This is a genomic window from Streptomyces sp. NPDC034099 (assembly GCF_055575415.1).
The window spans coordinates 254,066-267,116 of sequence record NZ_JBVISR010000001.1 but is presented as its reverse complement, the minus strand read 5'-3'; the positions used below and the strand labels follow the sequence as shown (position 1 = coordinate 267,116).

At 72.8% G+C, this 13,051-nt stretch carries 10 protein-coding genes; 7 read left to right on the top strand and 3 right to left on the bottom strand.

All coding sequences use genetic code 11. The features are described 5' to 3' along the window. The first annotated feature begins 138 nt into the window (after positions 1 to 138). From ACZ56V_RS01205 to nudC, 3 genes are all read left to right on the top strand, one after another. Complete coding sequence (locus ACZ56V_RS01205) at positions 139 to 3,609, top strand: UvrD-helicase domain-containing protein (RefSeq protein ID WP_468938271.1); 3,471 nt, start codon at positions 139 to 141, stop codon at positions 3,607 to 3,609. Positions 3,610 to 3,619: 10 nt separating this feature from the next. Next, on the top strand, positions 3,620 to 5,041 hold the full coding sequence (locus ACZ56V_RS01200) for a dipeptidase (RefSeq protein ID WP_468938269.1): 1,422 nt from the start codon (positions 3,620 to 3,622) through the stop codon (positions 5,039 to 5,041). Between the two features lie 158 nt (positions 5,042 to 5,199). Beyond that, positions 5,200 to 6,144, top strand: a complete 945-nt coding sequence (nudC, locus tag ACZ56V_RS01195) for an NAD(+) diphosphatase (RefSeq protein ID WP_198601901.1) — start codon at positions 5,200 to 5,202, stop codon at positions 6,142 to 6,144. Between the two features lie 95 nt (positions 6,145 to 6,239). Here the strand turns inward: nudC and ACZ56V_RS01190 are convergent, their stop codons facing one another. Next, positions 6,240 to 6,482: a mycoredoxin gene (locus tag ACZ56V_RS01190; RefSeq protein WP_104636442.1), complete on the bottom strand. Its 243-nt coding sequence runs from the start codon at positions 6,480 to 6,482 to the stop codon at positions 6,240 to 6,242. A gap of 208 nt (positions 6,483 to 6,690) precedes the next feature. Between ACZ56V_RS01190 and ACZ56V_RS01185 the strand changes: the two genes are divergently transcribed. The 4 genes from ACZ56V_RS01185 to ACZ56V_RS01170 all read left to right on the top strand — a co-directional run bounded on the left by ACZ56V_RS01185 (position 6,691) and on the right by ACZ56V_RS01170 (position 10,259). Next, positions 6,691 to 8,901: an ATP-dependent DNA helicase UvrD2 gene (locus ACZ56V_RS01185; protein WP_468938264.1), complete on the top strand. Its 2,211-nt coding sequence runs from the start codon at positions 6,691 to 6,693 to the stop codon at positions 8,899 to 8,901. 164 nt (positions 8,902 to 9,065) lie between these two features. Continuing rightward, on the top strand, positions 9,066 to 9,395 hold the full coding sequence (locus tag ACZ56V_RS01180) for a hypothetical protein (RefSeq protein ID WP_198601899.1): 330 nt from the start codon (positions 9,066 to 9,068) through the stop codon (positions 9,393 to 9,395). 175 nt (positions 9,396 to 9,570) lie between these two features. After that, positions 9,571 to 9,939: a WhiB family transcriptional regulator gene (locus tag ACZ56V_RS01175; RefSeq protein ID WP_064729724.1), complete on the top strand. Its 369-nt coding sequence runs from the start codon at positions 9,571 to 9,573 to the stop codon at positions 9,937 to 9,939. Further along, positions 9,936 to 10,259, top strand: coding sequence for a hypothetical protein (locus ACZ56V_RS01170; protein WP_104636439.1), 324 nt, complete (start codon positions 9,936 to 9,938; stop codon positions 10,257 to 10,259). Before ACZ56V_RS01175 ends, ACZ56V_RS01170 begins: the two co-directional genes overlap by 4 nt. 108 nt (positions 10,260 to 10,367) lie before the next feature. On the opposite strand, the gene ACZ56V_RS01165 is transcribed toward ACZ56V_RS01170, so the two are convergent. Together ACZ56V_RS01165 and ACZ56V_RS01160 are read right to left on the bottom strand one after the other, a co-directional pair. Next, complete coding sequence (locus ACZ56V_RS01165; protein WP_468938259.1) at positions 10,368 to 11,783, bottom strand: ABC1 kinase family protein; 1,416 nt, start codon at positions 11,781 to 11,783, stop codon at positions 10,368 to 10,370. Continuing rightward, a complete protein-coding gene (locus tag ACZ56V_RS01160; RefSeq protein WP_467381732.1) occupies positions 11,776 to 12,990 on the bottom strand; it encodes a TOMM precursor leader peptide-binding protein in 1,215 nt (404 codons plus the stop codon). Before ACZ56V_RS01160 ends, ACZ56V_RS01165 begins: the two co-directional genes overlap by 8 nt. Positions 12,991 to 13,051 lie beyond the last annotated feature (61 nt).

The window sequence follows — 13,051 nt, the reverse complement described above, 5'->3', positions numbered from 1 at the left end:
GTCGTGGGACCGGACCGGGACCGCCGAGGCCGAGCGGCCGGTGTGACACGTCGCACCACACGGGCTGACCTGCGCTTCCCCCGCCCCGGAAAGGCCATCAGGCACCCGCTGTCAGTGGGCGCCGCTAGCCTCTCTGACGTGCCCGCCCACATCACCGATCCCGAGCAGCTCAAGGAGCTCCTCGGCATCCCCTTCACCCCGGAGCAGACGGCCTGCATCGTCGCGCCGCCCGCACCGCAGGTGATCGTGGCCGGAGCCGGGTCGGGCAAGACGACGGTGATGGCGGCCCGCGTGGTGTGGCTGGTCGGCACCGGCCAGGTCGCCCCCGAACAGGTCCTCGGCCTCACCTTCACCAACAAGGCGGCCGGCGAACTCGCCGAACGCGTCCGCAAGGCCCTGATCAGAGCGGGCGTGACCGACCCGGACGTGATCGACCCGGACCACCCGCCGGGCGAGCCCGCGATCTCGACGTACCACGCCTTCGCGGGCCGCCTCCTGACCGACCACGGCCTGCGCCTCGGGCTGGAACCGACGTCCCGCCTGCTCGCCGACGCCACCCGCTACCAGCTCGCCGCGCGGGTCCTGCGCGAGGCCCCCGGGCCCTATCCGGCGCTCACCCGGTCCTTCGCCGACCTGGTCAGCGACCTCCTCGCCCTCGACGCCGAACTCGCCGAGCACCTCGTACGCCCCGAAGACCTCCGCACCTGGGACGCCGGTCTTCTGGACACCCTGGAGGGCGTCCGGCTCAGCAACGCCGATCTGCGCAAGGTCCCCGAGGCCGCCGCCGCCCGCCGCGCACTGGCCGACCTGGTGATCCGCTACCGGGCCGCCAAACGCGAGCGGGACCTGCTCGACTTCGGCGACCAGATCGCCCTGTCCGCACGGCTCGCCGGGCTCCCCGAGGTGGGGCGCGTGCTGCGCGACGAGTACCGGGTCGTGCTGCTCGACGAGTACCAGGACACCTCCGTGGCCCAGCGCATCCTCCTGGCGGGCCTGTTCGGCGGCGGCACCGGCCATCCCGTGACCGCCGTCGGCGACCCCTGCCAGGCGATCTACGGCTGGCGCGGCGCTTCCGTCGCCAACCTCGACGACTTCCCCGAACACTTCGCCCACGCGGACGGACGGCCCGCGGCCCGTCAGGCGCTCAGCGAGAACCGCCGCAGCGGCGGCCGCCTCCTCGACCTCGCCAACGGCCTCGCCGAGCCCCTGCGCGCCATGCACGCGGGCGTGGAGGCACTGCGACCCGCCCCGGGCGCCGAACGCGACGGCATGGTCCGCTGCGCCCTGCTGCGCACCCACGCCGAGGAGATCGACTGGCTCGCCGACTCCGTCGCCCACCTCGTGCGCACCGGCAAGGCACCCGGTGAGATCGCCGTCCTGTGCCGCACGGCGACCGACTTCGCCGAGATCCAGGGCGCGCTGGTGGCCCGCGACGTCCCCGTCGAGGTCGTCGGCCTCTCCGGGCTGCTGCACCTCCCCGAGGTGGCCGACCTGGTCGCCGTCTGCGAGGTCCTCCAGGACCCGGGCGCCAACGCCTCCCTGGTGCGCCTGCTCTCCGGTCCGCGCTGGCGCATCGGCCCGCGCGACCTGGCCCTCCTGGGCCGCCGCGCCCGGCTGCTGGTGAGCCACGCGCGCGTGGAGGGCGACGACGATCCCGACCGGAGGCTCGCCGAGGCCGTCGAGGGAGTCGACCCGTCCGAGGTGATATCGCTGGCGGACGCCCTGGACACCTTCCTGGAGACGCCGTTGGACGGCACCGGGGACGACGACGGGCTGCCCTTCTCGGCGGACGCGCGCGTGCGGTTCGCCCGGCTGGCCACCGAGCTGCGCGATCTGCGCCGAGCCCTGTCCGACCCGCTCATGGACGTCCTGCACCGCGTCCTCGCCGTCACGGGCCTGGAGGTCGAGCTGTCGGCGTCCCCGCACGCCCTGGCGGCCCGCCGCCGCGAGACCCTGTCCAACTTCCTCGACGTCGCCGCGTCCTTCGCCGCGAGCGACGGCGAGGCCAGCCTGCTCGCCTTCCTCGGCTTCCTGCGCACCGCCGCGCAGTACGAGAAGGGCCTGGACAACGCGCTGCCCGGCGGCGAGAACACCGTCAAGGTGCTCACCGCGCACAAGTCCAAGGGCCTGGAGTGGGACGTCGTCGCCGTGCCCGGCCTCGTCACCGGCACCTTCCCCAGCGGCCAGGGCCGCGAGAAGTGGACCGCCCAGGGCAAGGTGCTGCCGCACGGCCTGCGCGGCGATGCCGAGACCCTGCCCGACGTCGCCTCCTGGGACTCCCGCGGCCTGAAGGCCTTCCACGAGGCCATGAAGGACCACCAGCACACCGAGGAGCTCCGCCTCGGCTACGTCACGTTCACCCGCCCCCGCTCCCTGCTCCTCGGCTCCGGACACTGGTGGGGGCCCAGCCAGAAGAAGCCCCGCGGCCCCTCGGACTTCCTCACGGCGCTGTACGAGCACTGCGCCGCCGGACACGGCGAGATCGAGGCCTGGGCGGACGAACCGGCCGAGGACGAGGAGAACCCCGCCCTGCACCGGGCGGCCGTCGACGAGGTCTGGCCCCTCCCCCTGGACGACGAGGCACTCGCCCGGCGCCGGGCCGCCGCGGAGACGGTCCTCGCCCACCTGGACGGCCTCGCCTCCGGGGAAGGCGGCCTCCCGTCCGACCCCGGCACCTACGACGACCCGGACTGGCCGCCACCCCCGGAGGACGACGAGGCACTCCCGGAGGAAGCGGAACCCGACGGGGCCGGGGACCCCGCCGACTGGGACACCTGGACCGCGGACCGCCCCACCACCGCGCGGGAGAGCCCCACGGTCCCGCACCAGGCGACGCCCCACGAACCGCCCTCGGGCGCCGCACCCGCGCCCGCACGCCTCACCCCGGAGGAGACCCGCACCGTCGCCTCCTGGGACCGCGACCTCGACGCGCTCACCGGCGAGCTCCTGCGCGCGCGCGAGAGCGTCACCGAAGTGCGGCTTCCGGCGTCGCTGACCGCCTCCCAGCTGCTGAGTCTGGCCGCCGACCCGGACGGCTTCGCCCAGGAACTGGCCCGGCCCATGCCCCGCCCGCCGCAGCCCGCCACGCGCCGCGGCACCCGCTTCCACGCCTGGGTCGAGGCCCGGTTCGAACCCCTGACGCTGCCCCTGCTGGAGCCGGAGGAGCTGCCCGGCGGCGACGCGGAGATCGCCGACGAACAGGATCTGGAGTTCCTGAAGGACGCCTTCGAGCGCACCGAGTACGCCCGCCGCACACCCTTCCGCGTCGAGGCGCCCTTCCAGCTCTCGCTCGCCGGCCGGGTCGTACGCGGCCGCATCGACGCCGTCTACAAGGAGGGCGACGGAGACACCGCGACGTACGAGATCGTCGACTGGAAGACGAACCGCGCCGCCACCGCGGACCCGCTCCAGCTCGCGCTCTACCGCATCGCCTGGGCCGAGCAGCAGCACGTGCCGCCCGCCTCGGTGACGGCCGCCTTCCTGTACGTGCGCACCGGCGAGGTCGTACGGCCCCGGGGGCTGCCGGACCGGGCGGCGCTGGAGAAGCTGCTGCTGGCCGAGCCGGTCGGTGACGAACCGCACGATCGGGGTGTCCGCGCGGGCCGATAGGCTCGTAAGCATGAGCCACCCCGTTGACAATGCCGTCAATGCTGTCAGCGCTGTCCGCACGTACATCGAACAGCACCGCGCCGCCTTCCTCGACGACCTCGTCGACTGGCTGCGCATCCCGTCCGTGTCGGCCCAGCCCGACCACGCGACCGATGTGCGCCGCAGCGCCGACTGGCTCGCCGCCAAACTGAAGGAGACCGGCTTCCCGACCGCCGAGGTCTGGCCCACCCCCGGCGCCCCCGCGGTCTTCGCCGAGTGGCCCTCCGGGGACCCGCAGGCGCCGACGGTCCTCGTCTACGGCCACCACGACGTGCAGCCCGCCGCCCGCGAGGACGGCTGGAGCAGCGACCCCTTCGACCCCGTCGTCCGCGAGAACCGTCTCTACGCGCGCGGGGCGGCCGACGACAAGGGACAGGTGTTCTTCCACACACTCGGCGTGCGCGCCCATCTCGCCGCCACCGGCCGCACCGCCCCCGCGGTCAACCTCAAGCTGCTGATCGAGGGCGAGGAGGAATCCGGCTCCCCGCACTTCCGCACCCTCGTCGAGGAGCGCGCCGAGCGGCTCACCGCCGACGCGGTGGTCGTCTCCGACACCGGCATGTGGTCCGAGGACACCCCCACCGTCTGCACCGGCATGCGGGGCCTCGCCGAGTGCGAGATCCGCCTGCACGGACCCGACCAGGACATCCACTCGGGCTCCTTCGGCGGCGCGGTCCCCAACCCGGCCACCGCCGTGGCCCGACTCGTGGCCGCCCTGCACGACGAGCACGCGCGCGTGGCGATCCCCGGCTTCTACGACGGAGTGGTCGACCTCACCGACCGCGAGCGTGAGCTCTTCGCCGAACTGCCCTTCGACGAGCGGCAGTGGCTGCGCACGGCCAAGTCGTACGCCGCCCACGGCGAAGCCGGACACACCATCCTGGAGCGCATCTGGGCCCGCCCCACCGCCGAGGTCAACGGAATCGGCGGCGGCTACCAGGGCCCGGGCAGCAAGACGATCATCCCGTCGTCCGCCATGGTGAAGCTCTCCTTCCGCCTCGTCGCGGGCCAGGAGCCCGACCACGTGGAGAAGGCCGTCCGCGCCTGGGCCGCCGAGCAGGTTCCGTCGGGCATCCGCTGCGAGATCACCTTCAGCCCCGCCACCCGCCCGTGCCTGACGCCGCTCGACCACCCGGCGCTGCGGTCCGTGGTCCGCGCGATGGGCCGGGCCTTCGGGAAACCGGTCCGCTTCACGCGCGAGGGCGGCTCAGGACCGGCCGCCGACCTCCAGGAGGTCCTCGGAGCGCCGGTGCTCTTCCTCGGCATCTCCGTCCCGTCCGACGGCTGGCACGCCCCCGACGAGAAGGTGGAACTGGACCTGCTCCTCAAGGGCGTCGAAACCTCCGCCCACCTCTGGGGCGATCTGGCGGAGCACTGGCGTCACGCGCCCTGAGCGCCGTACGGTCCGGGACCCGACCGGCGACGCGCGCGGCACACTGGAAAGGCCGCCCCGCACCGCCGAGCCCTCCCGGACCCGGTCACCGCCCGCCGTACGAACCGCTGAACCCGCCTGCCGAACCGAACCGCTCACCGGGGGAGTTGGAAGCACCCGTGACCACCTGGACCGACCACACCGCCGACCGTCCCATCTCGCTCACCGCTCCCAGCGGCATCGACCGCGCCGCCCACCACCGCCTCGACGAGGCCTGGCTCGCGGCGGCGTGGAGCCACCCCTCGACGCGCTGCTTCGTGGTCTCCGGCGGCCAGGTCCTGATCGACGAGACACCCGACGGGGCCACCGAACTCGTCATGACCCCCTCCTTCGAGGCCCCGCTCACCGAGGCGCACCGCTACTTCCTGGGCACCGACGAGGACGGAACCAGCTACTTCGCCCTCCAGAAGGACTCCCTGCCCGGCCGCATGGACCAGTCCGCCCGCCCCGCGGGCCTGCGCGAGGCCGGCCTGCTCCTGTCGCCCCGGGACGCCGGACTGATGGCCCACGCGGTCGCCCTGGAGAACTGGCAGCGCCTGCACCGGTTCTGCTCCCGGTGCGGCGAGCGCACCGTCATCGCCGCGGCAGGACACATCCGCCGTTGCCCCGCCTGCGGCGCCGAGCACTACCCGCGCACCGACCCGGCGGTGATCATGGCGGTCACGGACGGGGAGGACCGCATCCTGCTCGGCCGCCAGATGCACTGGCCCGAGGGCCGCTTCTCGACCCTCGCCGGTTTCGTGGAGCCCGGGGAGTCCATCGAGCAGTCGGTGCGCCGCGAGGTCCAGGAGGAGGTCGGCGTCACCGTCGGCCCGGTCGAGTACGTCGCGAGCCAGCCGTGGCCCTTCCCGTCCAGTCTGATGCTCGGCTTCATGGCCCACGCCACGTCGACCGAGATCAACGTCGACGGCGACGAGATCCACGAGGCCCGCTGGTTCTCCCGCGAGGAACTGGGCGCCGCCTTCGAGTCCGGCGAGGTGCTGCCGCCCTACGGCATCTCGATCGCTGCCCGCCTCATCGAACTCTGGTACGGCAGGCCGCTGCCCACGCGCGGCGCCTTCTGAGCCCGGCGTCACAAGAGGGGCGGCCCCCTCCTCCCGTTGCGGGAAGGGGCCGCCCCTCTACGACTTCTGCGACTGACTGCGTCCTGGCCTGCCGGCTACGCGCCGACCTTCTGCTTCACCTGCGCCAGCGACGGGTTCGTCAGCGTCGAGCCGTCGGGGAAGAGCACGGTCGGCACCGTCTGGTTTCCGCCATTCGCCTTCTCCACGAACGCGGCGGACTCCGGGTCCTGCTCGATGTTGACCTCGGTGTACGCGATGCCCTCGCGGTCCATCTGGCTCTTCAGCCGACGGCAGTAGCCGCACCACGTGGTGCTGTACATCGTCACAGTGCCCGGCATGTCTCTCGTGCTCCTTCGGCGACTCGGGAAAGTGGCGGCTCGGGATGAGGTCGCAGGAGGAGAACGTCCACGGCGGCGCGCCCATTCCCGTCGCGTCTTCCCGCTGCGTGCTGCCTGCGGCGTGATGCCGGCCGCATTGGTACGACTATCGGTGCGTGCCTGTGGACAACCGACTCACCCGTCTCGCGAGACCTGGCAGCATGGCGGTGTGACAGCAGCAACGCACTCCACCCTCTTCCCGCAGGTACCGGACTCGGCCGACGCGGTGCTCGAAGGGCTCGACCCCGAGCAGCGCGAGGTGGCGACCGCCCTGCGCGGCCCGGTGTGTGTGCTGGCGGGAGCCGGCACGGGCAAGACCCGGGCGATCACCCACCGCATCGCCTACGGAGTGCGGGCCGGGATCCTCCAGCCCTCCAGCGTGCTCGCCGTCACCTTCACCAACCGTGCGGCCGGTGAGATGCGCGGTCGGCTGCGCCAGCTCGGCGCCGCCGGTGTACAGGCCCGCACCTTCCACTCGGCGGCGCTGCGGCAGCTCCAGTACTTCTGGCCGAAAGCGATCGGCGGCTCCCTGCCCAGGCTCGTCGACCGCAAGATCCAGCTCGTCGCCGACGCGGCCGCCGCCTGCCGCATCCGCCTCGACCGGGGTGAGCTGCGCGACGTCACCGCGGAGATCGAGTGGTCCAAGGTGACCCAGACGGTCCCCGCCGACTACGCCCCGGCGGCGGCCAAGGCCGGCCGTGAGGCTCCCCGCGACCCGGCGGAGATCGCGCAGTTGTACGCGGCCTACGAGGACCTCAAGCGCGCGCGCTCCGCCATCGACTTCGAGGACGTGCTGCTGCTGACGGTGGCCGTTCTCCAGGACCGGCACGACGTCGCCGAGCAGGTCCGTGCCCAGTACCAGCACTTCGTCGTCGATGAGTACCAGGACGTCAGCCCCCTCCAGCAGCGCCTGCTGGAGCTGTGGCTCGGGGACCGCGACGACCTGTGCGTGGTCGGCGACGCCAGCCAGACGATCTATTCGTTCACGGGAGCAACCCCCGACCACCTGCTCGACTTCCGAGTCCGCCACCCCGGTGCCACCGTCGTCAAGCTGGTGCGCGACTACCGGTCCACCCCGCAGGTCGTCCACCTCGCCAACGGTCTGCTCGCCCAGGCCCGGGGGCGGGCCGCCGACCACCGTCTGGAGCTGGTTTCCCAGCGCCCCGCGGGCCCCGAGCCCGTCTACACCGAGTACGCCGACGAGCCGGCCGAGGCCGAGGGAGCGGCCCGCCGCATCCGCGAGCTCATCGACTCGGGGGTTCCGGCCGCCGAGATCGCCGTCCTGTTCCGCACCAACTCCCAGTCCGAGACCTACGAGCAGGCGCTGGCCGACGCCGGGGTGCCGTACCAGTTGCGGGGCGCCGAGCGCTTCTTCGACCGGCCGGAGGTGCGCAAGGCCGGCAGTGCCCTGCGGGCCGCGGCGCGCTTCGGCGGCAACGACTCGCTCCTCGACGACGTCGTCGACCTGCCCTCGCAGGTACGCGCGGTGCTGTCCGGGGAGGGCTGGACGACCGAGCCCCCGGCCGGATCGGGCGCCGTGCGGGAGCGCTGGGAGTCGCTGGCCGCCCTGGTCAACCTGGCTCACGACTTCGCCGCCGCCAGAGCGGGAGCGACCCTGAGTGATCTGGTCGTGGAACTCGACGAGCGGGCGGGTGCCCAGCACGCCCCGACGGTGCAGGGCGTCACCCTCGCCTCCCTGCATTCGGCCAAGGGCCTGGAGTGGGACGTCGTGTTCCTGGTCGGCGTCGCCGAGGGCATGATGCCGATCACCTACGCAAAGACAGACGAGCAGATCGAGGAGGAACGCCGCCTCCTCTACGTCGGTGTCACCCGCGCGCGGGAACGCCTGCACCTGTCCTGGGCGCTGGCCCGGTCGCCCGGCGGCCGGCCGAGCCGCAGGCCCAGCCGCTTCCTGAAGGGGCTGCGACCCGGTTCGGGCGTGGCAGGCGGGCGAGCGGCTGCCGCCGGGGGCACCGGAGGCGTGGAGCGTGGGTTTGGGGGCGGCAGTGGCGGTGCCGGAGCCGCCGCGCCGAGACGGACCCAGCGGACACCGGCCCGCTGCCGGGTCTGCGGACGCACGCTCACCGACGCCGGTGAGATGAAGCTGATGCGCTGCGAGGGCTGCCCGTCCGACATGGACGAGGGCGTCTACGAGCGGCTGCGCGAGTGGCGGGCGGTGCAGGCGGGACGCAGCGGACAGCCCGCGTTCTGCGTCTTCACCGACAAGACGCTGATGGCGATCGCCGAGTCCGTCCCGGAGGACGAGCGGGAGCTGGCCCGGATCCCGGGGGTCGGGGCCCGCAAGCTCAACCGCTACGGGGCCGATGTCCTGGCCATCTGCGCAGGCCAGGAAGGTGTGGGGCGTGACGAGGACGACTGATGCAAACTCGTCGAAAAAATAGTTTGCGCATGCCCCGGGAATCCCCATAGGTTCTTGGTCACGGGAACAGCGGCCTTCCCGGAGGCCCTGAATCCGTGTTGTACTTGCATATCCGCGGACTGGTTCGTCCCAGTCCCCCGAGACGCCGAGAGGAGGCGAGTTCAGTGATCAGCATCAACAGCAGCTTCAACGTCAGCTCCACCGCCAAAATGACCGATCGCTCGGCCGTCTCCCTGTGCACGCTCGGCGCTTCTCACTCGGGCACCGGTCTGTCCGGCATTCGTGCCGTGCGTCCGGCCGCCGCCGCTGCCCCCGCGGGCCTTCCCGTCCGCGAGCGCAATGAGCGACCGACCAAGGCACTGGAAGCAGCAGTAGCAGCACAGGCGCAGGCCTATGCCTTTACCGCGACCGGTGCCGGATTCCGCAAGCAGACGACGCAGCACCACCTGATGTGGGCCTTCCGTGGGCCAGAACCCTGGAGTGATCCAGCCTGATCGCCGATCAGGCCGGCGCCTTCAGGGCCGCGGAACCCCACCCGGGATCCGCGGCCCTTCTGTTTGTCCCCGAACGGGGACGACAGCACGAAGGAGCCTCGGGACAAGTAAAGAACCCGGTACCAAGCCGCCACCCGGTCAACCGGCCGGAACGAACAGACGAGGAAGACCACCCGTGCAACTCGAAGCGCACGCCCCGTCCGTACCGCCTTCCGACACGATCCCCAAGCCCTGTTCCACGGAGGACTCCACCTTGACCCCGCTCACCGCGCTCACCGCGCTCGACGACGCCATCGAGAACCTCGGCGTTCCCGTCCCCTGCCGCTCCTACGACCCGGAGGTCTTCTTCGCCGAGTCGCCGGCGGACGTGGAGTACGCCAAGTCCCTCTGCCGTACCTGCCCGCTGGTCGAGGCCTGCCTCGCCGGTGCCAAGGAGCGGCGTGAGCCCTGGGGCGTCTGGGGTGGAGAGCTGTTCGTCCAGGGTGTCGTCGTCGCCCGGAAGCGGCCCCGTGGCCGCCCGCGCAAGAACCCGGTTTCGGCATGAACACCGCAGGCACGATCGACCGCCCCCTCACGTACGACCCCCAGAAGCAGGCCCCGATGAAGCCGTCCACCCACGACATCGCAGGCACCACGCCTGAAGACTTCACCAGCAGCGGCGCGAAGGACTCGCGTCAGAACAGGACCCGCGAGATGCAACTCATCCCAGAAGCCCTGGCACGTGCGCATATGCACGACCGCCTGCACGAGGCCGAGCAGGAGCGCCGGGCGCTGCGCCTGGCGACCGCTCGCCGGATGCAGCGCCGGGCGGAGCGCGCCTCGATGCGCGCCCGGCGTGCGCTGGCCATGGCGGTCATGCAGTAACCGACACACCTGGAGCGGTGGTCTCCCGTCGGGAGACGAAGCTCCGCCCCCGGGGGGGCCGGTCCGTGCGAACGGACCGGCCCCCACGGCGTGTTCGGCCCCGGTGGATCAGGCCTCCGCGGCCGTCTCCTCCCCCTCGTACACGTCCTCGCCCTCCTCGGCGACGTCCTCGTCCGCCTCTTCGGTCTCGTCCTCGGCGAGGAACCCGACCAGCCACTCCTCCAGCTCGTCGCGCAGCCGAACGGTGGCCCCCAGCTGGCACAGCACACCGATGGTGCTCAGGGTCACGCGGTGGATCAGCAGGTACGCCGGCGGCAGGTTGAGCTGCTTGGCCAGCTGGTACGCGGGGGAGCGGGGATCACCGATGCGGGCGGCCTGGCTCCGCATCCAGCCGCGGGTGAAGGTGAACGCGTCGACCCGGGCCGGCTCGATGATCGGCAGGAGGTAGTCGAGAACGGCGTCCGGTTCCAGCTCTATCGACTCCTTGACGAAGCCCTCCGTGCGGAGCATCTCGTAGACAGCCTCCGCCTCGCCGTCCAGCGTCATGCGCAGGGCCTCGCCGATGGGCTCGGGCAGACCGCCCGGGAGGCGGTCGACCGTGCCGAAGTCCAGGACGCCCAGGCGCCAGTCGTCCTCGCCCTGAGGCCCGCCGGGCAGCAGCCGGAAGTTGCCGGGGTGCGGGTCGGCGTGCAGGAGCCCGGTGCGCGCGGGACCGGAGAACAGGAAGTGGGCCAGCAACTGGCCGGCCCGGTCGCGCTGCTCCTGCGTGCCGTTCGAGATGATCTCCGACATCGGGATGCCGTCGATCCACTCGGTGATCAGCACCTGCTCCCGCTGGTGGACGACGTCCGGCACCACGATGTCCGGGTCGTCGTCGAAGACCTCGGCGTGCGTCCGCTGGGCCTCGGCCTCCAGGTCATAGTCCAGCTCCTCCGAGACCCGGTCCTTCAGCTCCGTGATCAGCGGCTTGATGTCCATGCCGGGGACCAGCGGCCCGAGCAGGCGGGCGAAGCGGCTGAGCTGGTTCAGGTCGGACAGCAGGGCCTCGCCGGCGCCCGGGTACTGCACCTTGACCGCCACCTCACGGCCGTCGTGCCACACCCCCCGGTGCACCTGGCCGATCGAGGCGGCCGCGGCGGGCTTGTCCTCGAACTCCAGGAACAGGTCCTGCCAGTCCTCACCGAGCCGCTCCGCGAGCACGGAGTGCACGGTGCGCGTCGGCATCGGCGGCGCCGCCTCCTGGAGCTTGGTCAGCGCGGCCCGGTAGGGGCCGGCGACCTCCTCGGGCAGCGCCGACTCGAAGACGGACAGGGCCTGCCCGAACTTCATCGCCCCGCCCTTGAGCTCGCCCAGCACCTTGAACAGCTGGTCCGCGGTGCGCTGCTGCAGCTGCTGGCCGACGATCTCCGCGGACTCGCCCACGATTCGCTTGCCCAGCCCCCAGGTGGCCCGCCCGGCGAAGCCGAGCGGAAGCGCGGCGAGCTTGGCGGTCCGGGTGACCGCCTTGCGCGGAAGATCAGACATGCGCCCTCCAAGTCCCAGCCGGCCGTGTCGGTTCCGCCTCGTGGCGCAGGTCCGCCGACGGCCCTTGCCCCGCCATTGTCGCGCGCCGCACCCCGTCCTCGGCGATGTGTTCCTGCTTACCTTTCCCGGCCGCTCCGCAGGGGCACCCGGGGTGCGGCCGGACCGGCCGCACCTGCCATCGCAGACCGGGCAGCGCGACCTCCCAGCGCGCGCCGGTGCTCGACGGCGTCCGGCCGTCCAGGAAGGCGAGCGCGTGAGCCGCCGCGAACCCGGCGACGGTCGTCGCGAGGGTGAGGTCGCAGGGCGGCACCCGGCGCTGCCGGCCGGAGCGCCACTGCGCCACGAGCCGCGGCCAGGCCGGGTCCCGGTCGGTGCGGTCGGCGTGCAGACAACCGGCGCACCCGGTCTCGCCGGGCAGCACGAGGGGGCCGACGACGCCGGTCCCCTCCACGACACCGGCGTACAGGTGGGGCGTGCCGGAGGCCATCAGGGATTCCGCGCCGGCGGGGTCGGGCGTGTGCACCGCGACATCGTCGCGCGGGGCGAGGACCACCAGGGCGAGACCCGGGGCGCCCTCCTCGGGCGGTGCCGTCGGGCCTCGGCGCGGCGGCCGGTCGGGGGCGGCCCGGCGGACCACACGGCGGGCCGTCTCGTCCCGGCGGTCGCCGACGGACTCGGCGGGCAGACCGCCCGGAGCGACGTCCCACGGCTCGACGCGTCCGCCGTCGCGCACGTCGATCTCCCCGATGCCCGCGCCCGACAGCAGCCCCGCCAGCACCGCGCCCACCCGTCCCGCACCCCGTACACCCACCCGCAGGGCACGTCGGGCGGCCAGGTGTCTGATCGCGTCGCCCGGTTCCGACGTGGTCAGGGACAGGGAAGCCAGGTCGGGGCGGAGCCGGTCGAGGACCTCCTTCTTCTCCCGCAGGGCGTCGGCGGCCGGCCCGCCGCCTCGGGAGTCGTCGAGGAGACCGGCCCGCGCCAGCCGCTCCACGACCCGGTCGACATGCCCGTCCGGCAGGTCCATGCGCTGCCCCGCCTCCCGCAGGAGCGCCGGGCCACGGGTGCCGTTGAGCAGTTCGAGGAAACTGCCCGTCGCCGTGTCCACCGGTGCCAGCGTCAGCGCGTGCGCCGGTGTCATCCCGAACTGCACGGTGTTCAGATCGCGCCAGCCGCGCCTGAGCGCGGGCTTCACCATCGGATGCATGCCAGGTCCCCCGTCTGTCCTGCGGTGTCGTGTCGTGTCTTCCTGCGTCCGCGGGATCCGT